Source organism: Tessaracoccus zhenghani (assembly GCF_055326325.1).
On record NZ_JBUZNQ010000003.1, the window covers coordinates 499,638 to 522,293 of the forward strand.

Below are 22,656 nucleotides of genomic sequence, written 5' to 3' on the forward strand. Positions count from 1 at the left end.
CGGTGGACGACGAAGGGGCGGGCCCGTTACCGGACCCGCCCCCGTCAATCAGGGTGGTTACTGATCAGTTCTCTTCGTCGGCTGCTTCCTCGGCCTCGTTGTCTTCGACAACGGGAACCAGGGACAGCTTGCCGCGATCGTCGATCTCGGAGATCTCGACCTGCAACTTCTGGCCGACCGACAGCACGTCTTCGACGTCCTCGACGCGCTTGCCACCGGCAAGGGCGCGCAGCTTCGAGATGTGCAGCAGGCCGTCCTTGCCCGGCATCAGGGACACGAACGCGCCGAACGAGGTGAGCTTCACGACGGTGCCGAGGTAGCGCTCACCCTTCTCCGGCAGGTGCGGGTTGGCGATCTGGTTGATGTGGGCAACCGCGGCCTCAGCCGCTTCGCCCGTCGCCGCGCCCACGTACACGGTGCCGTCATCTTCGATTGCGATGTTGGCGCCGGTCTCCTCCTGGATCTGGTTGATGATCTTGCCCTTGGGGCCGATGACCTCACCGATCTTGTCCACGGGGATACGCAGCGAGATGATCCGCGGTGCGTAGGGGCTCATCTCGTCCGGCACGTCGATGGCTTCGCTCATGACGTCGAGGAGCGTGTGACGAGCGTCACGGGCCTGCAGGAGGGCCTTCTGCAGCTCGATGGCGGGGATGCCGTTGAGCTTGGTGTCGAGCTGGAGCGCGGTGACGAAGTCACGCGTGCCGGCCACCTTGAAGTCCATGTCGCCGAGCGCGTCTTCCGCACCCAGGATGTCGGTCAGCGCGACGTACTTGGTCTCGCCGTCGACCTCTTCGCTCATCAGGCCCATCGCGATACCGGCGACGGGTGCCTTGAGGGGCACGCCGGCGTTCAGCAGCGACAGGGTGGAGGCGCAGACGGAACCCATCGACGTGGAGCCGTTGGAGCCGAGGGCTTCCGACACCTGACGGATGGCGTAGGGGAACTCGGAGCGGGTGGGCAGCACCGGGATGAGCGCACGCTCAGCCAGGGCGCCGTGGCCGATCTCGCGACGCTTGGGCGAACCCACGCGGCCGGTCTCGCCGGTGGAGTACGGCGGGAAGTTGTAGTTGTGCATGTAGCGCTTGGTCGACTCGGGCGAAAGCGTGTCGATCTTCTGCACCATGTCCAGCATGTTCAGCGTGGAGACACCCAGGATCTGGGTCTCGCCGCGCTGGAACAGCGCCGAGCCGTGCACGCGCGGGATGACCTCGACCTCGGCCGACAGCGTACGGATGTCGCTGGGGCCACGGCCGTCGATACGGACGTGCTCCGTGAGGGTGCGGTGGCGCACGACGCTCTTGGTGAGCGCCTTGAGCGCCGCGGAGACCTCGTTCATGCGGTCCGCGAAACGCTCGGAGAGCTGCTCCTGCACGTCCTGACGGATGGCGTGGGTGGCGTCGTCGCGCTCCTGCTTGCCGGCGATCTGCATGGCCTCGGCCACGCGGTCCTTGGCGAGCTCCTCGACGGCGGCGTACACGTCTTCCTCGTGGTCACGGAAAACCGGGAAGTCGTAGGTTTCCTTGGGCATCTTCGCCGCGAGCTCGGACTGGGCGTCGCACAGTGCCTTGATGAACGGCTTGGCCGCTTCGAGGCCCTGACCGACGATCTCCTCGTTCGGGGCGGTCTTGCCCGCACGCACGAGTTCCCAGGTCGCCTCGGTGCCACCGGCCTCGACCATCATGATGGCCACGTCGCCGTCGGCCAGCACGCGGCCGGCCACGACCATCTGGAAGGCGGACTTGTTGACCTGCTCGACGGTGGGGAATGCCACCCACTGGTCGTCGATGAGCGCGACGCGGACGCCACCGATGGGGCCGGAGAACGGCAGGCCCGCGATCTGGGTGGACATCGACGCTGCGTTGATGGCCACGACGTCGTACATGACGTCGGGGTTGAGGGACAGCACGGTCACGACGACCTGGACCTCGTTGCGCAGCCCCTTGACGAAGGCGGGGCGCAGCGGCCGGTCGATCAGGCGACAGGCCAGGATGGCGCCCTCACCGGGGCGTCCTTCGCGGCGGAAGAACGAACCGGGGATGCGGCCGGCTGCGTACATGCGCTCCTCGACGTCCACCGTGAGGGGGAAGAAGTCGATGGCGTCGCGGGGGGTCTTCTGTGCGGTGGTCGCCGAAAGCAACATGGTGTCGCCGTCGAGGTAGACGGCGGCCGAACCATCGGCCTGCTGGGCCAGATAACCGGCCTCGAAACGAACTGTGTGCTTGCCGAAAGAACCGTTGTCAATCACGGCCTCAGCAAATTCAATGCCTGGTCCTTCCACGGACAGGCTCCTTTCATGTGAGCTGCCGCCCCGCCCTCGTGGCGGGATCTGCCCGCCGCGCCTGCCGGTCTTCGATCGAGGCCCGCGGGGGTAGAACACCCGAGAGCCACTACCGAGGACCAGACGGACACCTGGCTGGGCGGCAACTTGTTTTTCATTGTTATGAAGTTGTCACCGGACAGCTTAGCCGTCAGGCACGAGATAGGCGGATTCGGCGCGGCTGCGACTGGCCCTTGAAACAATGAGGCATGTCAACTGAGTTGCCGGCCACCCTCGTCGAGGCGGCCATTTCCACCGCGCGCCGGTGGGCGGATGAGGCCCGCCACCACCCCGAACCCCGAGCCGCCACCCTGCTGGGCGATGCGCTGAAGGACCCGGGCGGTCTGCGCTTCACCCTGGACTTCGTTGACGGCGTGCTGCGGCCCGAGGACAGCGCAGTCGCCGCCGGCAACCTGGCGGCGCTGGCCCGGCGCCCGGCCCGCTTCCTTCCACCCCCGCTGCGGCTCGGCCTGCGGGCGGTCGCCCCCGTGGCCCGCCCCGCGTTCGGAATGGTGCGACGCGCGTTCACCGCCGTGGTGGGTGACCTCGTCGTGGACTTCGGCCGGTCCCTCGGGCCTGCCCTGGACCGGCTGCGTAAGGGCGGCGCGGATCTCAACGTGAACCTGCTGGGCGAGGCCGTGTTGGGCGAGCGCCACGCAGCCAGCCGGCTCCACCGCACGATGGAACTGGTCGAGCGCGACGACGTGGACTACGTCTCCATCAAGGTGTCGTCGGTGCTCGGCCCGCACGCGCCCTTCGCCCACCGCGCCACCGTCGACGAGGCCGTGGACCGGCTGCGTCCGCTCGTCGCCCTGGCGAAGGAGCACGACACGTTCGTGAACCTCGACATGGAGGAGTACCGGGACCTCCACCTGACGCTCGACGTCTTCCGCGCGCTGCTGTCCGAACCCGAGCTGCGCGGTGTCCGCGCGGGGGTGGCGGTGCAGACCTACCTCAGGGAGTCACTGCTGCTGCTCGGCGAGCTCGCCGAGTTCGCCCGCGACCACGTCGCCGCGGGGGGTCACCCGGTGAAGGTCCGGCTCGTCAAGGGGGCCAACCTCGCCATGGAGCGGGTCAACGCCGAGGTGCGGGGCTGGGACAACCCCATCTGGGGTTCGAAGGAGGAGACCGACGCGAGCTACCTCCGCGCGCTGGACTTCTGCCTGACGCCCGAGCGAAGCGCGTACCTCCACACGGGGGCCGCCAGCCACAACGTCTACACCCTCGCAACGGCATGGGAGATCGCCAGGGCACGCGGCGTCACCGACGCGTTGGACATCGAGATGCTGTCCGGCATGGCCACCCCGCTGCAGCGGGTGCTGTTGAGCGACGTCGGCAGGCTGCGGCTCTACGTCCCGGTGGTGCCACGCGCCGAGTACGACTCCGCCATCGCCTATCTGGTACGCCGGCTCGAAGAGAACGCGGCGCCTGAGAACTTCATGTCGGGCGCCGTCGGCCTCGGCCACGACGCGGGCTTCCTCGACCTGGAGGAACGGCGGTTCCGCGCCGCGCTCGGGCACCTCGACGACCCCGTCCCCCAGCGCTGGGCGGGCCAGGACCGGTCGGCACCGGCGCGCGGCTTCACCAACGCGCAGGACACCAACCCGGCCCTGCTGGAGAACCAGCGCTGGGCCGCCGAGCTGCACGACCGGCTGCCCGCCCCTTCGCTGGGTCTCAGCACCCTCCAGCACCACACGATCACCGAGGCCGCCGAGGTAGACGCGCTGCTGGAACGTGGCAGGAAGGCCGGGAAGGCCTGGTTCCAGACGCCGCCGGTCGAGAGGGTGGCCGCACTCCGCCGACTGGCCGGCGAACTGGAGTCCCTGCGCGGCGACCTCATCACCGTGGCCGGCGACGAGGTGGGCAAGCTCATCGACCAGGCAGACGTGGAGGTCTCCGAGGCCGTCGACTTCGCCAACTACTACGCGTCGCTGGCCCAGGAATCCGTGCCCGGCACCGAACACGTCCCGCCCCGCCTCACGACGGTGGCCCCGCCCTGGAACTTCCCCATCGCGATCCCGCTGGGCGGTGTCGCGGCCGCGCTCGCCGCAGGCTCGGCCGTCGTCCTCAAGCCCGCTCCTCCGTCGCGGCGGACGGCAGCGCTGCTCGCCGAGGCCTGCTGGCGCGCAGGCCTCCCCGATGACCTGGTGCAGTTGGCCATCGTCGACGACGGGCCCGTCAGCAAGCTCCTCATCACCGATCCACGGGTCGACCTCGTGGTGCTCACCGGCGCCGCCGAGACAGCAGAGTTGTTCCGCTCCTGGCGCCCCGCCCTCCCCCTGCTGGCCGAGACGTCCGGCAAGAACGCCATCATCATCACACCGTCGGCCGACCTGGATCTGGCCGCGGCAGACCTCGCGAACTCCGCCTTCGGACATGCGGGGCAGAAGTGCTCGGCGGCGTCCCTGGGCATCCTCGTGGGCTCAGTGGCGCGCTCCAGGCGTTTCCGGAGCCAACTGCTCGACGCGGTGCGGTCCCTGAAGGTGGCCTGGCCCAGCGCTCCCGCAGCGCAGATGGGGCCGCTCACCGAACCCCCCGGTGAGAAACTCCTGCGGGGCCTCACGCGCCTGGAGCCCGGCCAGCGGTGGCTGCTCGAACCCAAGCGGCTGGACACCCGCCTGTGGCGCCCGGGCATCCGCGCCGGCGTGCTGCCCGGCAGCGAGTACCACCAGGTGGAGTACTTCGGCCCCATCCTGGGGCTGATGGCCGCCAAGGACCTCGATGAGGCCATCGCGTGGCAGAACGGTACCGATTTCGGTCTGACGGCCGGTCTGCACAGCCTGGACCCGGACGAGATCGCGCGGTGGGTGGAGCGGGTGCAGGCCGGCAACGCCTACGTGAACCGCTCGATCACCGGCGCGGTCGTGCGTCGCCAGCCGTTCGGCGGCTGGAAACGCTCGGCGGTGGGTGCGGGCGGCAAGGCGGGTGGCCCGAACTACCTCACGGGCTTCGGCACCCACCGGGCGGTCGCCGTCGACCACCGCCCCACCGACACCATGGTGTCCACCCCTCCCCTGGCACGGCTGCTCCGCGGGGCGGATACTGTCCACGGGGTCGACATGGCCCGGCTGACAGCTGCTGTCGCCTCCGACGAGGAGGCGGCCCGCACGGTCTTCGGGGTGCCGCACGACCCGTCGGCGCTCACCGTCGAGATCAACGTGCTGCGCTACCGCCCCACGCCTGTCACGGTGCGCGTGGAGACCGCCGATGCGACGGCGGTGCTCCGGGAGGCCTCGGCCGCCCTGGCCGCCGGGGCACCGGCCCGCTTCTCCTTCGCCACGGCGCCGGAGGAGACCCTGGCGAGGGTGCTCTCAGAGGCCGGCCTCGAGTTCGAGACCCAGGCTCCGGACGACTTCGACCGGGCGGTGCGCGGGCGGGTCCGCTTCCTCGGTGACCGCGACCTGCTCACGGCGGTGCGTGGATCCATCGACGTCAGCGTCTTCGACGGCGACCCGATGCTCCCCGGACGGCTCGCCCTCCTCCCCTACGTGCGGGAGCAGGCGGTGTCCATCACCCACCACCGGTTCGGGCACCCCACCCACGTCGTCGACAAGGTGCGCCTCTGACGCGGAAAAAGCAGAAGGGCCGCCAAGCGGATAGCTTGGCGGCCCTTCTGGTGAAATCAGCGACGCAGGCCGAGGCGTGCGATCAGCGCACGGTAGTGCTCGACGTCCTGCTTGGCCACGTAGTTCAGCAGACGGCGGCGCTGGCCGACCATCAGCATGAGGCCACGACGGCTGTGGTGATCACCCTTGTGGAGCTTGAGGTGCTCGGTGAGGTGAGCGATCCGCTTCGTCAGCAGAGCGATCTGCACGTCGGGCGAACCGGTGTCGCCAGGCGTGGTCGCGTACTCTTCGATGATGTTCTTCTTCGTTTCGGCGTCCATATGGGACTCCTTCCGGTTCGCTGCACGGCGCCCCAGCTGCGGGTGCGTTCGGGGCTCTTACTAGGCCGTGGCCGATCTACGGCAACCGAGCTACCTTAGCACCGCTCCACCGTGGGACACTAATTGTGCGTCCCCCCGCTAACGCAGTCAGGCCCGGTGCGCCGCACGCTGTCGCGCTAGGGTGGGGGCACCAGACCACGTTCGCAGAGGAGCCCTCATGGCCATCACCGTACGCCGCGTTGAAGCCGCTGACCTGGAGTACCTGCGTGAGCATCAGGCCCGGCCTGACCTCGGTCTCGTGGATGAACTCTTCGAGGCGCAGGAGGCCGGCAACCTGCTCTTCGCCGTCGCCGTGGAGGAGGACAGGCTGCTCGGTACCGCCGTCCTGGATCTCACGTCCGAGGAGATCGCCCCTGAACTGCGCAACATGTGGGTCTACCCGCATGCCCGCAGGCGCGGCGCCGGACGGGCGCTGAGCGAGTGGCTCGAGGACCAGGCCCGGAAAGCCGGCCACGACGCGGTGTATCTCGCGGTGGACCCCAACAACGAGAAGGCCGTGCCCCTCTATGTGTCGCTCGAGTACCACCCCACGGGGGAACACCTGTTCGTGGAGGAACACACCGAGCAGCAGGTGGAGGAAGGCACCGAGGCCAGCACGCACTACGCCGTCTACAAGAAGTCGTTGACGATGCGCTGAGGCCGACCCCCCTGTGGGGCCACTTCTCCCCTCAACTAGTGTGGCAGCCATCAGCGCACTCCGACGGAGGGCGTCCGGTGCCAGGTTGACGACAACGGATTGGTTGGCAGGGGATATGGCTCGCCCGAAGGTGCACGACGAGGCACTCGCTGAGGTCCTTCTGGAGAAGGCGACCCGGATCGTCGGGCTTGAGGGCCCAGCCGCACTGAGCCTGCGTCGCATCACCCAGTCGGCCGGCACCTCGACGTCAGCCATCTACTCGCTCTACGGCTCCCGTGACGCGCTGCTGGACGCCGTGTATGAGCGCGCGATCGAGAGCTTCGTCGCCTCCACCGTCGTCCGGGCCACCGACGACCCACTGGCAGACCTGCTGAGCATGGGATGCGCCTACCGGGAATGGGCGCTCGCCAACCCCCAGATGTACCCGGTGATGTTCGGCCGACGACACGGTGATTCCCCGGACGGTATCCGGGAGCGTACCCGCCACGCGGTCGAGCCCCTGCGCGACTGCGTGCAGCGGTGCCTCGAGGCGGATCTGTTCACCGGTGGCGGCGAGGAGATCATCGTCCAGCTGTGGTCCTCCGTGCACGGGTTCGTCACGCTGGAACTCGACGGGCTCCTGGCCCACTCCCTGATGGGGGACGACGTGGATCTGGATGCGGCGTACGAGACGCTGATGCGCGCCTCGATCTGTTACTGGGGCGGTTGAGCCAGCGCTCGACGGGTGGCCTCCACGTCGGCGCCCATCTGCTTGACGAGCGCGTCGATGCCCTCGAAACGCACCTGCCCCCGCAGCCGTGCCACGAAATCGACGGCGATCTCAGAGCCGTACAGCTCGAGGTCCGTGCGGTCCAGCACATAGCTCTCCACCCGGTGGTCTGACCCGTCGAAGGTGGGATTCGTGCCCACCGAGATGGCCGCCGGCATGGGCTCCGCCCCCGGTTCGTCCAGGACGGTGACCCAGCCCGCGTACACACCGTCGGCAGGCACTGCCATGTCGTGCGGGACGGTCAGGTTCGCGGTGGGGAACCCCAGTTCGCGCCCCCGTTGGTCGCCGACGACCACCACGCCGCGGAACCGGAACGGCCGGCCCAGGTGCTGCGCCGCGGCGGCGACGTCGCCCTCCGCAAGATGCGAGCGGATGCTGGTGGAACACGACACCTCGTCGTCGATGGAGGACAGCGGCAGCGGACGAACCTCGAAGCGGCCCTCCCCCAGCTTGGCCAGCGTCTCCACATTGCCCGCGGCCCTGTGCCCGAAGCGGAAATTGGCGCCGACGACGATCCGTACCGGGTGGAGCGGTGCGAGGAAGCGTTCGACGAACTCCGAGGGCGACAGGTTGGCAACCTCATCGTTGAACTGGATGACCCGCACCTCGTGGGCCCCGGCGTGCTTCAGCAGTTCGATGCGGGAGCGCAGGTCGCTCAACAGTTTGGGGGCCTTGTCGGGCCGCAGCACCGTGACGGGGTGGGGCCAGAACGTCACGACGATGAGCGGGTGGTCGGCGTCGCGGACGGCTTCGGCGAGCACCTGTTGGTGCCCCGTGTGCACGCCGTCGAAGTTGCCGATCACCACCACGGATTCAGTCACGGAAGTCTCCACACTGGGTAAATCTGGCACGCTCAGACCAACACCGCAACAGGCCTGGAGCCATCCTCGTCGGGCTGGTACAGCGCAAGGAGTTCCCCGGACGGGGAGATGACGCCGGTGGGATTGGCCGGCACGGGACGACGCAGGGGGCGCCCGTAACGCACGTCGGTGGCCTCGTCTTCAGTCAGGTCGATCACGGGGAAGCTGAGCCGGGCTGCGTCCGCCATGCTCATCAGGGCGGGAGGCTCGTCGCCGAGCGTCACCGCATCGTCGAGCGAATAACCGCCGATGCGGGTGCGGCGCAGCGCCGTGAGGTGGCCGCCGACCCCCAGGGCCTCCCCCAGGTCTCGGGCGATGGCGCGGATATAGGTGCCCGACGAACACTCCACGTCGATGTCGACGTCGAGGAAGGCGCCCACCGGCCGCACCGCCGACAGGTCGAGGCGGGAGACGGTGACCGGCCTGGCAGGCAGGTCCACAGCCTCTCCCGCGCGGACTCGGGCATAGGAACGTTTGCCGTCCACCTTGATGGCGGAGACGGCGCTGGGGCGCTGGAGGATGGCCCCACGGAGCGGGGCGAGGGCTTCCTCGAGTTGCGGGGTGCTGACGGTCGAGGCGTCCGCGACCTCCGTGAGGTCGCCGTCGGCGTCATCGGTGTGCGACGACTGCCCCAGCCTCACTGTGGCCAGGTAGCGCTTGTCGTGCAGGGCCAGATGGCCCAGCAGGCGGGTGGCGCGGTTGACCCCGAGGATGAGCACGCCGGTGGCCATGGGATCCAGAGTGCCGGCGTGGCCGATCTTGCGGGTACCCAGAAGACGGCGCAACCGGCCGACCACCTGGTGCGAGGTGAGCCCCGACTCTTTGTCGATGATCACCAGGCCCGAGGGGACGGCCGGTTGCGCGTTACTCACTCTTCTTCGTTGTCTTCGTCGTCCCGCGGCTTCCGGTAGGGGTCCGCCTCACCGGCGAACTCCTTCCCGGCCGCCGCAGCAGCTGCTGCGGCGTCGTGGGCCTGGACCTGGGCGAGCAGGTCCTCGATGTGCCGCGCCGTTTCCGGCGTGGCGTCGAGGACGAACTCCAGCGTGGGCGTGAACTTCATGCCCAGCTGCTGACCCATCGTGGAGCGGAGCATGCCCTTGGCAGACTCCAGCGCCGCGGCGCTCCCCGCACGGTCCGCCTCGTCGCCGAGGACGGTGTAGAAGGCGGTGGCCTCCCGGTTATCGCCGGTCAGCCGCACCTCCGTGATCGTCACGAACCCCAGACGGGGGTCCTTGACGCGGCGGTCGATGGTCGAGGCCAGGATGACCTTGATCTGATCCGCGAGCTTCGCGTTACGGGGTCCGACCATCAGTCACGCTCCACTTCGACCATTTCGAAGGTCTCGATGACGTCACCGATCTTGATGTCGCTGTACGTCAACGTGATACCGCACTCGAAGCCTTCGCGGACCTCGGTGGCATCGTCCTTCTCACGCCGCAGCGAAGCCACGGTCGTCTCGGAGACGACCACGCCGTCACGCAACAGGCGCGCCTTGGCGTTGCGCTTGATGGTGCCGTCGAGGACCATGCAGCCCGCGATGTTGCCGAACTTGGACGAGCGGAAGACCTCGCGGATCTCCGCCTGGCCACGCACTTCTTCCTTGTAGATCGGCTTGAGCATGCCCTTGAGCGCTGCTTCGATCTCGTCGATGGCCGAGTAGATCACCGAGTAGAAGCGGATGTCGACGTTCTCGCGGTCTGCCATCTGGGCCGCGTGCGGCGTGGGCCGCACGTTGAAGCCGATGATGACTGCCTTGGACGCGGCGGCCAGCGACACGTTGGTCTCGGTGATGGCACCGACACCGCGGTCGATGACTCGCAGCGACACCTCTTCGCCGACCTCGATGCCGCTGAGCGCGTCTTCCAGCGCTTCGACGGAACCTGCACCGTCGCCCTTGAGGATGAGCAGCAGTTCCTGCGTCTCGCCCCTCTCGAGCTGCTCGAACAGTTGGTCCAGCGTCTTGCGACGGCCGGACTTGGCCTGCTGGGCGGCACGCATGCGGGCCTCACGCTTGTCAGCGATCTGGCGGGCCATGCGGTCGTCGTCGACAACCAGGAAGTTGTCGCCGGCGCCGGGCACCGACGTCAGGCCGAGCACCTGGACGGGCATCGACGGCGGGGCTTCGGTCATCGTCTCGCCCTGGTCATTGATCAGGGCGCGGACGCGGCCGTGGGCCGAGCCGGCCACGATCGAGTCGCCGATGCGGAGCGTGCCGCGGTGCACCAGGACGGTGGCCACGGGACCGCGACCCTTGTCGAGGTGCGCTTCGATGGCCACGCCCTGCGCCGGCATGTCCGGGTTGGCCCGGAGGTCCAGCGCGGCGTCTGCCGTCAGCACGATGGCCTCCAGCAGTTCCGGCAGGCCCTGCATGGTGGCCGCGGAGACGTCGACGAACTGGGTGTCGCCGCCGTACTCCTCAGGCACCAGGCCGAACTCGGAGAGCTGGCCACGCACACGTACGGGGTCCGCCGACTCCTTGTCGATCTTGTTGACCGCGACCACGATCGGGACGTCCGCAGCCTGGGCGTGGTTCAACGCCTCGATGGTCTGCGGCATCACGCCGTCGTCAGCAGCCACGACGAGCACCGCGATGTCCGTGGACTTCGCGCCGCGGGCACGCATGGCGGTGAACGCCTCGTGGCCCGGGGTGTCGATGAACGTGATCTTGCGATCAGCGCCGTCGACGCCGGTCTCGACCTGGTAGGCGCCGATGGCCTGGGTGATGCCACCCGCTTCGCCGGCGACGACATTGGAATGCCGCAGCGCGTCCAGCAGGCGCGTCTTACCGTGGTCCACGTGGCCCATGACGGTCACGACCGGCGGGCGGGCCGCCAGGTCGTCCTCGTCGCCGAGATCCTCACCGAACTCGAGATCGAAGCTCTCAAGCAGTTCGCGGTCCTCGTCCTCGGGCGAGACGACCTCGATGTTGTAATCGAGCTCAGCGCCCAACACCTCGAGGGTGTCATCTGCGACCGACTGCGTTGCGGTGACCATCTCGCCCAGGTGGAACAGCACCTGTACGAGCGACGCCGCGTCCACGCCAATCTTCTCGGCGAGGTCCGTCAGTGACGCGCCACGGCGCAGGCGAACGGTCTGGCCGTCACCCTTCCGGACGCGCACGCCGCCAATTGCCGGCGCCTCCATCTGATCGAACTCTTGCCTACGCTGCTTCCTGGACTTGCGACGGCGACCTGCGCCACCACCGCCACGACCGAAGGCACCCTGTGTGCCGCCGCGGCCACGGCCTGCGCCGCCGCCACGGCCACCACCGGGGCCACCGCCCATGGGGCCTGAACCGAAGGCGGGAGCACCGCCGGCGCCACCGGGACGACCCGGAGCACCAGCGCCGGGACGTCCACGACCGCCGCCGGGGCCACCGGCCGGGCGACCGCGGCCGCCTGTGCGGCCGAGCGCCGGGTTGGCCTGCTTGGGCATCATCGCGGGATTCGGCCGCGGTACGCCGGGCAGACCGCCCGTGCCACCGGGACGCGGGACGCCCGACGGGAGACCGCCGGTGCCGCCCGGACGGGGCGCGCCACCCTCACGACGCGGAGCGCCGTCAGGACGGGGGCCGCGACGCTGCTGGGTGCCCATGCCCTGGGACGGGGCGAAGGGGTTGTTCCCCGGACGGGGTGCGCCGGGCTTGCGCGGGCCGGGCGAAGGAGCCTGGGGACGCGGGCCGGGAGCACCGGGCTTGGGAGCCGGGCCCGAAGGACGGGCGGACGGCGCCGCCGGAGCGGCCGGGCGCTTGGGAGCGGCGGGAGCGGGCGCAGCGGAGGCCGCGGGTGCGGCCGGTGCTGAAGGTGCTGCCGGAGCGGAAGGCGCCGCGGGTGCAGCAGGCCTGGGGGCCGCTGCGGGCGGCTTGGGGGCAGCCGCGGGCGGCTTGGGGCCCGGGCGCGGGCCGGCCTGGGGCCGTGCGGACGCCTGGGGCGCCTCGTCGACGGCGGGGGCCGACGTGTCAGGTGCGCCAGGGGTGGCCACCGGGGTGTCAAGGTGTGTCTCGACGACGGGGGCCGGAGCCGCTGCCTTCGGTGCGGGACGGGACTGCTTGGGTTGCGCAGGCGCATCGCTCTTGGCGGTGAATGCTTCCCGGACGCGGCGCACGACTGGTGCTTCCAACGTCGAGGACGGGCCACGGACGTATTCTCCGTTTTCACCCAGCCAGGACAACAGTTCCTTACTGGTCTTACCTATTTCCTTGGCGATCTCGTGGACGCGAGGCTTTGCCACTACTCTCCTTCAAGCGGCCCGACCTCCAAGGCGCGGACCTAGTTGTGTTTGGTCATCGTTGGGTTCTCATCGAGTGGTCATGAGCTTCCAGCCCACCTTCTGGTTGTAGCCCTTCCGGGCGTTTGAACGATGTGGCCGCGCACAGCGCAGGCCGCCCACCATCATAACCTGCCTGAGCGTCAGCTTCCACTCCGCAGGATTGCAGAGCGCGCGGCGGGGTCAAGTTCGGCCCCGGCGCCGAACGCGCGACGGATGGCGTGGCGTCGCTCGGCGAGCTCCAGACAGTGGGAATGGACGTAGGCCCCCCGACCGGCAAGGCGGGGCGAGGTGCCGTCGACGACTGTGGCGCCCTGCCTGACGAGCCGGACCAACGTCGTCTGATCGTCGACGGCGCGGCACCCGATGCAGGTGCGTTGAGGATTCACCCCGCCAGACTAGCCAAGTTCGCAGCGGCCACCCAGCCGCGGCACAGGCACCCCACAGGAGCGCTCACGAAGCTGGGGGCATCGGGCAGCACCGCCCGACCCACCGGAAGGAAGCCTCCCATGAACAAGATCATCGCCGGAGTGTCCGCAGCAGCGATGGCCGCGGGACTCGGCCTCGGCGCAGCCACGCTGGCCAACGCTGAGACGACTGAGCCCAGCCCCTCTCCCAGCACCTCTGCCACCGAGAGCACCCAACCATCGCGGCAGGCGCAGGGGTGGGGCATGGAGGGGCGCGGCAGGCTCGGCGGAGAGCACCGCAGCGGCATGCCGGGCATGGATGTGTCGGCGCTCGCAGAGAAGCTCGGGGTTGACGAGTCCGATCTCGCGGAAGCGATGGCCACAGCCAGGGACGCAGCCCGGCCGTCCGAACCCACCACCATGCCGGACACGCAGGAAGAGCGCGATGCGCTGCGCGCCGAACACCAGGCCGCGTTCGCGAAGGCGCTGGCCGAAGAACTGGGCTTGGAGGAGGCGAGCGTCACCGAAGCCCTCACCGAGTTGCGCGAGGAACGCCAGGCCGTACAGGCCGCCGAGGACAAGGAGGTGTTGGACAAGGCCGTCACCGACGGCGAGCTGACGCAGTCTGAGGCCGACGCCGTCCAGAAGGCCATCGACGCCGGGATCGTCGGGGTCCGAGGTCACGGCGGCCCCCGTCGCTGACCCGCTGCCCGGGTGCGCCGGAGGTCACTCCTCCGGCGCGTACCAACGTTCGACGTCGAGGTACCAGCCGACGGCCAACTCACGCCCGCGCTCCATCCAGTCGGCATCGGTCCCGGTCACCAGATCGGTGAGCTCCCCCGGGTCCTCGGCGACGTTGAACACCTCGTCGCGGCGATCCCCGAAGTGGTGGATCAGCTTGCGGTCGCCGTCGAGGACCGCAGTGCAGCGCCCCCGGACCCAGCAACTCACGATGACCGGCCCCTGCGGCTCCCCGCTGTACAACGAGGGCCGGTACTCGACGTCACTGACCAGGTCGAAGCCGAGCGCGTCGACGGCGGTGGGCATCAGGGCGAGCTGGTTGGCCGGCCCTTCGATCAGTTCCGGCGCCCGACGGGGGTCGTGCACCAGCATGGGCACCCGGATGCCCTCTTCGTAGATGGTGTTGTCGTGCTGGTAGAGCTGGTGCTCGCCGAAGCCTTCACCGTGGTCACCGGAGATCACGAACACCGTGTCCTCGTAGAGGCCCAGTTCCTTGAAGAGGTCGATCACGTGGCCGACGAAGCGGTCCTGCAGGTGCACGGCGTTGAGGTACTTGTTCATCAGCGGGCGGTCCACGAAGTCGATCAGTTCGTAGCCCGGGACGTTGTAGTCGTGGTGCGCGGTCACCGTCAGCATGCCCAGCATGAACGGCCCGTCCTGCCTCTTGAGCCAGCGGCGTACCGGCTCCAGCATGATGTCGTCCTCGTAGCCGAAGTAGTTGGCCTTGCTGAAGCCGGTCTTGTCCATGCCGTCCACCGGGGTGAACTTCTGGAAGCCCAGGTTCGCAGCGGTGCCGCGGCGCCGCTCGAAGTGTTCCGTGGCCGATTGGAAGAAGGCGGTGCTGTAGCCCTCATCTGCCAGGAGTTCAGGCAGACAGCGCTGCGGCAGCCCGTTCTCGTCGGCCTCGGTGTTGCGATTGTCCGGCGGCGGCGCCATCCCGCAGTGGATGGAGACCAGCGACTTAGAGGTGTGGGGCAGCACGGTGTAGCCCCGCTCCGGACGCACACTCTGCTCAGCGAGGGCGTCGAGCACCGGGGTCACAGGCTGGCGCGTCTCAGGCAGGGCGGAGGTGGCCCGCTGGGACTCGAGGGTGATGACCACCACGTTGCGGTGCCGCTCCCCCGGCCGCGGCACCAACCGCGTGCTCTCAGGATCAGCCAGCGGCGCCCCTGAGGCGAAGGCCTCCGGATAGGCGGCCGCCTCCTTGATGGGAGAGACGGCCAACTGCACAGCCGGGGACAGCGCGAACGAGGCGGACGCGGTGGGCGCCGTCCACGTGGCGGCGATGAGCAGCAGCACCGCGCCAGCCAGGCCGACGCGTCGGGTGACGGGCCCGGCCTCGCCCTTGAACAGGCGCGCGAACACCTTCCCCAGGAGCAGCGGGGCGACCAGGGACCACAGGACGACGCCGACCAGGAGGCCGATGAACGTGGCGTCGACCTGCGAACCGAGGAGCCCGGAGAGGGCTTCGGCCTCGCGGACCGCCAGCGCGATCTGGGCCGGCGTCAACGGGTTGCCGGTGCGCAGTGCATAGGAATGGTTCACGACCATGAAGACGCCGATGGCTGCGGTGAGCACCTGGGCCAGCACGACCGCGGCGGAGCGTAGCCTGGGCCGGCGGAGGTACAGGAGGGTGACGGCCCACAGCACACACCAGAAGAGGCCGAAGGCGACGTCGGAGGACAGTTTCGTGGCCCTCTCCGCGAGCCCCGCGCTGGGGTAGAACCGGTCGATCCGGACCACCTTCAGCCAGACCCCGAGCACCGCGAACGGCGCCATGAGAACGGCCAACCGTCCCCATGGCCAGCGTTCGGCAGGTGAACGAGAGGTGGACTCAGAGTTAACAGTCATGGAGCGAGCAATGCTACTTGCCTGCAGGTGTCACTCCAAAGCGCCGTTCACGGCGCCATTCTCAGTACCGGAAGATGGCCCGCACCGGGGGCGCCGCCGAGTCCTCGCTCACTGCCAGGGAACCGGAATTGCGCAGCGTGTGCGCGATCACGGCATCCACTTCGTCGACGACCAGGTGGGGCTGCCCGTCCGGCGCCGCGCTCGGCCGGCGGAGCAGCAGAGTGTCGACCCTGCCCTCCTCCGCCGCGGTGGCGATGCCGGCCAGATCCTCCGAGGCCCTGCCCGTGCCCACCAGTTCGTTGTAGCGGTCAGCCAACTGGGCGTCGTCCTCGCGCAACGCGCGCTCCGCGATGGGCCAGGCCCGTGCGTGCAGTTCCTGGGCGCTCAACCTGTCCGGGTTGCCGGTCACCATCTCGTCGACGATGTTCCTGCGCCCGCTGATGGAGCGGAAGGTGGCGCCGTGTTCCGCGACGCCGGCCAGGACCAGCGGACGGGTGGCACCCCGGCCCAGCACCTCGTCCACGGCGGTGGCGATGTCGCGGAAGAGCCGCTCAAGGTCCACAGCGGCCACGTCCCTGTCCCCGCCGTGCCCGTGGAAGTTGGCCATGTCGCCGCCGCGGCTCTGCGCCGAGCTCTGCAACTGGACCTGGTGATCGCGGCCGATGAAGACCTCGTCCACCGCCGTCGGCGTGTCCTCACCGAGGGACAGTTCCCCGATCGCGTTGCGCGTTCCCTCGAACAGTCGCACACGGTTGGCGGACAGTGCCAGCACGTCGAACGAACCGCCCACCGCTGACAGCACACCCACGAGGGGTGCGAGCCTGGGGTGGTCGCCCACACAGACCTCCTCGCGCAACGCCAGCGGCAACCGGAAGGTGCGCAGCGCCCCCGGTGCGGCGTACACGGCCAGACCGTCCGACTGGTGGAGCCAGAACTCACGGTCTGCGACGAGCTCGCGCAGGGCGGGCAGCACCTCGGCCAGCCCGTCTCTGGCAGCGAGCTCGCCCTCAGCCAGCTTCAGCATGTTCTCGTACTGGGATCTGGCGGCGAGTGTCTCGCGGCCGGTGCGCTGCGTGGGAAGCAGGATGCTGACCCACGGCCCTTCGGTGATGGTCGCCTGGGCGAGGAACTCCTCGTCGACGATGTCGAGGTTGGGCAGTGTCCGTTCGGTCATGGGCCTTACCTTTCGTTGGGGTCCGGTTCCGTAGACGATCAACCCTACCCAGCAGGCACGACGCTGTGAACAGATCGTGGATGAATCACGATCAGGGCTTGCAGCCCCAGGGCTGGAGGCCGCGCTGGTCGTACAGACGGTTGGCCACGGTGATCTGCTCCTCGCGGGTGGCCTGGTGCGGGTAGGCCGCGAAGTCCGTGCCGCCGACGCTGCGCCAGGTCTGCAGGTTGAACTGCAGGCCGCCGTAGTAACCGTTGCCGGTGTTGATGTTCCAGCGGTTGGTCGACTCGCAGCGCGCGATGGTGTCCCACATGGAGGAGCGGCGCAGGTCGAGGCCGGAGCCTCCCGAGGAGGCCGGCTCGGAGCTGTCAGCGGGGGCAGCGTCGGGTTCCGGTGCCGGAGGGGGCGGCACCTTGGTGCCGACGGTGGTCACCTGGTTCACCGGCTTCTTGAGCACCTCGGTGGAGACGAGCGCGGACGACTTCAGCACGCCGTCCTCGTAGACGTTGGTGTAGGTCTCGAGGTTTTCACCGACCACACCCTTGGTGGTGACTTCCTTCTCGCCCTTGAGCATCTTGCTGGATTCGCTGGTGGTCTTCTCGAACGCCACCGCGACCTTCTTGGTGGACGGCTTGACGTCGACCCTGACGAATACGACGCCCATGCCGTCTTCGAGGGCGGTTTCCGGGCTGGGGGTCACCTTGTCGTCGGCGTCCGGGGTGACGCCCACCTCGGCCAACGCGTCGGCGACGGTGCCGGCGAGGCGCACGGGCTTGGCAGCCCCGGCGACGGTGACCGTCAGGTCGCGGGCGGTGAGGATGTCGACGGAGAGGCCCTCGCGGCCGATGGCCGCGGAACGGGAGGCGGAGAGCTTGGAATCGGCGGCGTCGAGGCGCAGCATCTTCAGGGCATCTCCGACGTTCTTCGCGGTGGTCCAGACCTCGCGCTGTTCGCCGTCGATGGTGACGTCGAGCGGGCGCGCGTAGGCGATGCTGATCTCGAGGCCGTCGACGACGGTGGTCTCCAGCGCCGGCAGGACGACGTCGTGGGGCCCGGGCTCGATGCCCTCGAGTTCGAGGACCTGCGCGACGGTGTTCTCGCGGACCGCGATGGTCTTGGCCACGCCGTCGACCACCATGGTGACGTCGTCCTTGTCCAGCGCGCTGGCAACGCCCACGCCGCCGACGAGTGCCAAGGCGCTGACGCCTGCGATGACCGGGGTCCAGATCTTCTTCGCCATCTGTTCGAACAGTCCTCTGATCGGGGATCGCTGGATTCCCAGCGAGAACAGATTAACCCCTGCCTGAGAGGATTCCAAAAGAACTCTGAGAATCTCTCAGCCAGGGGCCGGGTCTGTCCCCTCAATGGGGAGGGGTGAAGGTGTCAGGCTGTGACGTCCGGCTGGATGTCGATGCGCCAGCCGGTGAGGCGGGCCGCGAGGCGTGCGTTCTGGCCCTCGCGGCCGATGGCCAGCGACAACTGGTAATCCGGCACGATCGCCCGGCAGGCCCTGGCCTGCTCGTCGACCACCGTCACCGACAGCACCTTGGCGGGCGAGAGAGCGGCGGCCACGAACTCCGTGGGGTCCTCGGAGTAGTCGACGATGTCGATCTTCTCCTCCCCCAGCTCGTTCGTCACTGCACGGACCCGCTGGCCCATGGGGCCGATGAACGCGCCCTTGGCAGACACGTTGGGGTCCAGCGACCGCACGGCGATCTTGGTGCGGTGACCGGCTTCGCGGGCGACCTCGCAGATCTCGACGACGCCCTGCCCCAGTTCCGGGACCTCGAGCGCGAACAACTTGCGGACCAGGTGCGGGTGGGTGCGCGAGACGATCACCTGCGGGCCGCGGAGTTCGCGTCGGACGCTCACCACATAGACGCGCAACCTGCGGCCGTGGCTGTAGTCCTCACCGGGAACCTGCTCGGCCAGCGGCATGAGTGCCTCGAACTTGTCCTGGTCGCCCTTGCTGATCAGCACGCGGACGGCCTTGGAGTCGCGGTCCTGCTGCACGATGCCGACGATGACATCGCCCTCGGTGGCGGAGAAGTGGCCGAACTTCTGCTCGTCCTCCGCCTCGCGGATCCGCTGGAAGATCACCTGCCGCGCAGTGGCGGCGGCGATCCGGCCGAAGTCCTCCGGGGTGTCGTCGAAGTAGCCGATGATCTCGTCGTCGTCGTTGAATTCGGGGGCCAGCACGGCGGCCTTGCCCGTCTTCCGGTTGATCTCGACCTTCACGCCGCGCAGTGCGTTGGGGGTCTTGCTGTACGCGTTGAGGAGCGCGTCCTCGAGCGTCTTGAGCAGATACTCGCGATCGATCCCGCGCTCGCGCTCAATGAGTGTCAGTGAAGCCAGATCGACATCCATGTCAGTTCTCCTCGTCCTCGTCGCCGTCCACCGGGCGGTTCATTTCCACCTGGACGACTGCCTTGTTGATGTCAGTGAGAGCCACCGTGCGCTCGGAGCCGGCCACGTCGAGCGTGACGCCCTGCTCATCGGCGCCGACGATACGGCCGACGATCTCGCCGTCCGCCAGCCAGAGCTGCACCAGGCGGCCGGTGTTGCGGCGGAAGTGCTTGGCCTCGGTCAGCGGCTTGCTCACGCCACGCGAAGACACCTCGAGGGTGAACGGGTGATCCCCCACCACCGGGCTCTCGTCCAGCGCGTCCGAGATGGCGCGCGACGCGGAGGCGATGTCGTCGAGGAGCGGGCCGCGACCCTGGGGGCCTTCGCCATCCACCGTGAGCCGGAGCACGGAGCGCTTGCCCATACGGGTGACATCGAGGCTGTCGAGCTCCAACCCGTGCTGCACGAGGATTGGCTCGATGACAGCCACCAACTTGGCTTCTTGCATGTGGGTGCTCCGTATCCGGTTGTACGCCTGATTGTGAGGCCCCAGCATACCCACGCACTACGCTGGCCGCATGTCCGTCTCCCGTCGCTCCGCGCTTGCGCTGCTCACCCTCGGAATCACGGGATGCACCACGAGTCCGCTGATTCTCGGTGGGCCGGACACCCGCACCGCTGCGCTGCCCGAGCCGTCGCCTGAGCCGGCGCGCTCCCCGGAGGCCACCCTGGCGCACCAGTCGGTGGCGGATCTGCGCGCACTCGTCGCGGCGCTGGCCGACTCCCCGCACTGGGAGGCCCAGCCCTGGGCCGTCGCTGCGCTCGCGCAGTGCGACGCCCACGTGGCCCGCCTCGCTGTGCCGGACCCGCTGTCGGACATCGACCAGGAGCCCTTCGAGGTGGCTGCTGCGCCCGTCACTGCCCCGAGCGCTCCCGGGGTCGCGACCAACCGGCTCGAGGCCGCCGTCTCCCGTGCCGGGGATGCGCTCGAGGAGATGGCGACCCGGGCCGGGGACGGGGACCTCAGGTTGTGTTACGCCTCGATGTCCACCGCGGTGCTCGGCCTGCGCAACCAGGAGGTCGCGCCGGTGGAGGGCGAGGCCGCCGTGCGGCGTCTGCAGACGACCACCGTCGAGGCGTCACTGCCCATCCTGTTGGGCCATGTGTGGGCGCTGATCTACGGGCTGGGTGTGGGCCTGGGCAGGATCAGCCAGGACAAGGCCCTCCACGCCACGGGGCTGGTCCGCCTCAACCGGGCACGTGAACTACGCAACACCCTTCGCGACAGGCTCGGCACCGAAGCCCCCGAACAACCGGCGGCGTTCGACCTGCCCACGACGATGGACAGCCTCGAGACCATCCGCGCCGGCTGGGGGTTGCTGGAGACGCAGGTCCTGAACGGATTCGCACGCCTGGTCGCGGCGGATCCCGATCCGCAGTGGCGCGCCGGCATGCGCGGCCAGGTGGCGCCGGTGCAGGAAACCGGCACGGCGCTCACCTGGTGGCCAGGGTGGTTGGCCTAGAGGACGGCCAACACCTCCTCGACGATGTCAGCGACGGGGACCTCGCGCTTCTCGCCGGTGGCGCGGATGCGCAGCTCGACGACCCCGTTGGCCAGGCCGCGGCCGACGACCACGATGATGGGCATGCCCAGGATCTCCGCGTCCGCGAACTTCACGCCGGGGCTGGCCTTGCGGTCGTCGAAGAGCACCTCGACCCGCTTGCCGTCGAGCGCCTCTGCGATGCGCTCAGCCTCCGCGAAGACCTCGGCGTCCTTGCCGGTGGCGATCACGTGCACCTGGAACGGCGCCAGGCCCAGCGGCCAGCTGAGACCCTTGTCGTCGCTGGTGGCTTCCGCGACGGCGGCCACCGCGCGGGACACGCCCACGCCGTAGGAGCCCATGGTGACGGTGACGAGCTTGCCGTTCTGGTCCAGCACCTTGAGGCCGAGGGCCTCGGCGTACTTGCGGCCGAGCTGGAAGATGTGGCCCATCTCGATGCCACGGGCCAGCGTCAGCGGGCCGGAGCCGTCAGGCGCCGGGTCGCCCTCGCGGACGTCACCGACGTCGAGGATACCGTCAGCGGTGAAGTCGCGCCCGGCCGTGACACCGGTGAGGTGCTGGTCCTTGACGTTGGCGCCCGTGACCCAGTGCGTGCCGGTGACGACCCGCGGGTCCACGAGGTACTCGATCTTGGTGGAGGACTCCTTGCCCAGGACCCGCCCCCCGTCGATGGACACCGGCGACATGAACCCGACGACGAGCTCCGGGTAGTTCTTGAAGTCGTCCTCGGTGAAGGGTTCCGCAGCGGCGGGCTCCAGCGCAGCCTCGAGACGCTTGGCGTCGACCTCGCGGTCGCCAGGGAGACCCACGGCCAGGGGCCGCTTCTTACCGTCGGGGTCCGTGACCATGAACAGCACGTTCTTCAGCGTGTCGGCGCCCGTCCAGGTGCGCTCCGGAAGGTCACGGTTGAGCAGCTCGACGACAGCGTTGATGCTGCCGGCGCCAGGCGTGTCGAAGACGGCCATGGCGGGCGCGTCGGAGACGGGCAGCTCCGCGGGGGGCGCGACGCGCACGGCCTCGACGTTCGCCGCGTAACCCCCGGGCGAGCGCACGAAGGTGTCCTCACCGTTGGCGGCCACGGCCAGGAACTCCTCCGAGCGCGAGCCGCCCATGGCGCCGGCCATGGCCGACACGATCACGAACTCGAGGCCGAGCCGCTCGAAGATGCGCTGGTACGCCTGGCGGTGCAGTTGGTAGCTGGCCTCCAGCCCCTCGTCGTCCACGTCGAAGGAGTAGGAGTCCTTCATGATGAACTCGCGACCGCGCAGCAGGCCGGCGCGGGGCCGTGCCTCGTCGCGGTACTTGGTCTGGATCTGGTAGAGCGAGAGCGGCAGGTCCTTGTACGAGCTGTACAGGTCCTTGACCAGCAGCGTGAACATCTCCTCGTGCGTGGGCCCGAGCAGCATGTCGGTGCCCTTGCGGTCCTGGAGGCGGAACAGGTTGTCGCCGTAGTCCGTCCAGCGGCCCGTCGACTCGTAGGGTTCACGCGGCAGCAGCGCCGGGAAGTGCACCTCCTGCGCGCCGATGGCGTTCATCTCCTCGCGGATGATGGCCTCCACCTTGCCCAACACCTTCAAGCCCAGCGGCAGCCAGGAGTAGATGCCGGGTGCCGCTCGACGGATGTACCCGGCGCGGACCAGCCACCGGTGGCTGGGCACCTCCGCGTCAGCCGGGTCCTCACGGAGGGTGCGAACGAACAGGGAGGAGAGCTTTGAAATCACGGGCTGAGTCTACCCATCAGGACAGACATCGAAATCCAGCCCCACAATGACTCCCG

18 protein-coding genes are annotated in these 22,656 nt (G+C 69.0%); 5 read left to right on the forward strand and 13 right to left on the reverse strand.

Annotated elements, in window-relative coordinates; genetic code table 11:
* Nucleotides 1-64: 64 nt before the first annotated feature.
* Nucleotides 65-2,281, reverse strand: a complete 2,217-nt coding sequence (locus ACZK4S_RS09485) for a polyribonucleotide nucleotidyltransferase (protein WP_463644079.1) — start codon at nucleotides 2,279-2,281, stop codon at nucleotides 65-67.
* Nucleotides 2,282-2,529: 248 nt separating this feature from the next.
* Here ACZK4S_RS09485 and ACZK4S_RS09490 point away from each other — a divergent pair, with 248 nt between their 5' ends.
* Nucleotides 2,530-5,886 carry a bifunctional proline dehydrogenase/L-glutamate gamma-semialdehyde dehydrogenase gene (locus tag ACZK4S_RS09490; RefSeq protein ID WP_463644080.1) on the forward strand — a complete coding sequence of 1,119 codons (3,357 nt, stop codon included), beginning with the start codon at nucleotides 2,530-2,532 and terminating at the stop codon, nucleotides 5,884-5,886.
* A 56-nt stretch (nucleotides 5,887-5,942) separates the two neighbouring features.
* Here ACZK4S_RS09490 and rpsO read toward each other — a convergent pair whose 3' ends face one another.
* Nucleotides 5,943-6,206 carry a 30S ribosomal protein S15 gene (gene rpsO, locus ACZK4S_RS09495; RefSeq protein ID WP_076059245.1) on the reverse strand — a complete coding sequence of 88 codons (264 nt, stop codon included), beginning with the start codon at nucleotides 6,204-6,206 and terminating at the stop codon, nucleotides 5,943-5,945.
* Nucleotides 6,207-6,423: 217 nt separating this feature from the next.
* On the opposite strand from rpsO, the gene ACZK4S_RS09500 reads away from it, so the two are divergent.
* Nucleotides 6,424-6,903: a GNAT family N-acetyltransferase gene (locus ACZK4S_RS09500; RefSeq protein ID WP_076059247.1), complete on the forward strand. Its 480-nt coding sequence runs from the start codon at nucleotides 6,424-6,426 to the stop codon at nucleotides 6,901-6,903.
* A gap of 115 nt (nucleotides 6,904-7,018) precedes the next feature.
* Nucleotides 7,019-7,612 (forward strand): TetR/AcrR family transcriptional regulator, encoded by a 594-nt coding sequence (locus ACZK4S_RS09505; protein ID WP_076059250.1) that lies wholly within the window; start codon nucleotides 7,019-7,021, stop codon nucleotides 7,610-7,612.
* On the opposite strand, the gene ACZK4S_RS09510 is transcribed toward ACZK4S_RS09505, so the two are convergent.
* From ACZK4S_RS09510 to ACZK4S_RS09530, 5 genes are all read right to left on the reverse strand, one after another.
* Nucleotides 7,597-8,493, reverse strand: coding sequence for a bifunctional riboflavin kinase/FAD synthetase (locus tag ACZK4S_RS09510; RefSeq protein WP_143570868.1), 897 nt, complete (start codon nucleotides 8,491-8,493; stop codon nucleotides 7,597-7,599). The genes ACZK4S_RS09505 and ACZK4S_RS09510 overlap by 16 nt on opposite strands.
* A gap of 32 nt (nucleotides 8,494-8,525) precedes the next feature.
* A complete protein-coding gene (gene truB / locus ACZK4S_RS09515; RefSeq protein WP_463644081.1) occupies nucleotides 8,526-9,404 on the reverse strand; it encodes a tRNA pseudouridine(55) synthase TruB in 879 nt (292 codons plus the stop codon).
* Nucleotides 9,401-9,841 (reverse strand): 30S ribosome-binding factor RbfA, encoded by a 441-nt coding sequence (rbfA, locus tag ACZK4S_RS09520; RefSeq protein WP_076059256.1) that lies wholly within the window; start codon nucleotides 9,839-9,841, stop codon nucleotides 9,401-9,403. Before rbfA ends, truB begins: the two co-directional genes overlap by 4 nt.
* Nucleotides 9,841-12,762 carry a translation initiation factor IF-2 gene (infB, locus tag ACZK4S_RS09525; RefSeq protein ID WP_463644082.1) on the reverse strand — a complete coding sequence of 974 codons (2,922 nt, stop codon included), beginning with the start codon at nucleotides 12,760-12,762 and terminating at the stop codon, nucleotides 9,841-9,843. The genes rbfA and infB overlap by 1 nt, the downstream gene beginning before the upstream one ends.
* Nucleotides 12,763-12,941: 179 nt before the next feature.
* Nucleotides 12,942-13,187, reverse strand: coding sequence for a YlxR family protein (locus ACZK4S_RS09530; RefSeq protein WP_463644083.1), 246 nt, complete (start codon nucleotides 13,185-13,187; stop codon nucleotides 12,942-12,944).
* Nucleotides 13,188-13,307: 120 nt separating this feature from the next.
* On the opposite strand from ACZK4S_RS09530, the gene ACZK4S_RS09535 reads away from it, so the two are divergent.
* Nucleotides 13,308-13,907: a hypothetical protein gene (locus tag ACZK4S_RS09535; RefSeq protein WP_463644084.1), complete on the forward strand. Its 600-nt coding sequence runs from the start codon at nucleotides 13,308-13,310 to the stop codon at nucleotides 13,905-13,907.
* Nucleotides 13,908-13,931: 24 nt separating this feature from the next.
* Here ACZK4S_RS09535 and ACZK4S_RS09540 read toward each other — a convergent pair whose 3' ends face one another.
* From ACZK4S_RS09540 to rimP, 5 genes are all read right to left on the reverse strand, one after another.
* Nucleotides 13,932-15,797, reverse strand: a complete 1,866-nt coding sequence (locus tag ACZK4S_RS09540; RefSeq protein ID WP_463644085.1) for an LTA synthase family protein — start codon at nucleotides 15,795-15,797, stop codon at nucleotides 13,932-13,934.
* A 61-nt stretch (nucleotides 15,798-15,858) separates the two neighbouring features.
* Nucleotides 15,859-16,971: a baeRF3 domain-containing protein gene (locus ACZK4S_RS09545; RefSeq protein ID WP_463644086.1), complete on the reverse strand. Its 1,113-nt coding sequence runs from the start codon at nucleotides 16,969-16,971 to the stop codon at nucleotides 15,859-15,861.
* Between the two features lie 91 nt (nucleotides 16,972-17,062).
* Complete coding sequence (locus tag ACZK4S_RS09550) at nucleotides 17,063-18,211, reverse strand: resuscitation-promoting factor (RefSeq protein WP_076059269.1); 1,149 nt, start codon at nucleotides 18,209-18,211, stop codon at nucleotides 17,063-17,065.
* Between the two features lie 143 nt (nucleotides 18,212-18,354).
* Nucleotides 18,355-19,338 (reverse strand): transcription termination factor NusA, encoded by a 984-nt coding sequence (gene nusA, locus ACZK4S_RS09555; protein WP_459397527.1) that lies wholly within the window; start codon nucleotides 19,336-19,338, stop codon nucleotides 18,355-18,357.
* Nucleotide 19,339: 1 nt separating this feature from the next.
* A complete protein-coding gene (gene rimP / locus ACZK4S_RS09560; RefSeq protein ID WP_463644087.1) occupies nucleotides 19,340-19,825 on the reverse strand; it encodes a ribosome maturation factor RimP in 486 nt (161 codons plus the stop codon).
* A gap of 70 nt (nucleotides 19,826-19,895) precedes the next feature.
* Between rimP and ACZK4S_RS09565 the strand changes: the two genes are divergently transcribed.
* Complete coding sequence (locus tag ACZK4S_RS09565) at nucleotides 19,896-20,840, forward strand: hypothetical protein (protein WP_463644088.1); 945 nt, start codon at nucleotides 19,896-19,898, stop codon at nucleotides 20,838-20,840.
* Here ACZK4S_RS09565 and ACZK4S_RS09570 read toward each other — a convergent pair.
* On the reverse strand, nucleotides 20,837-22,600 hold the full coding sequence (locus ACZK4S_RS09570) for a proline--tRNA ligase (protein WP_463644089.1): 1,764 nt from the start codon (nucleotides 22,598-22,600) through the stop codon (nucleotides 20,837-20,839). The genes ACZK4S_RS09565 and ACZK4S_RS09570 overlap by 4 nt on opposite strands.
* Nucleotides 22,601-22,656 lie beyond the last annotated feature (56 nt).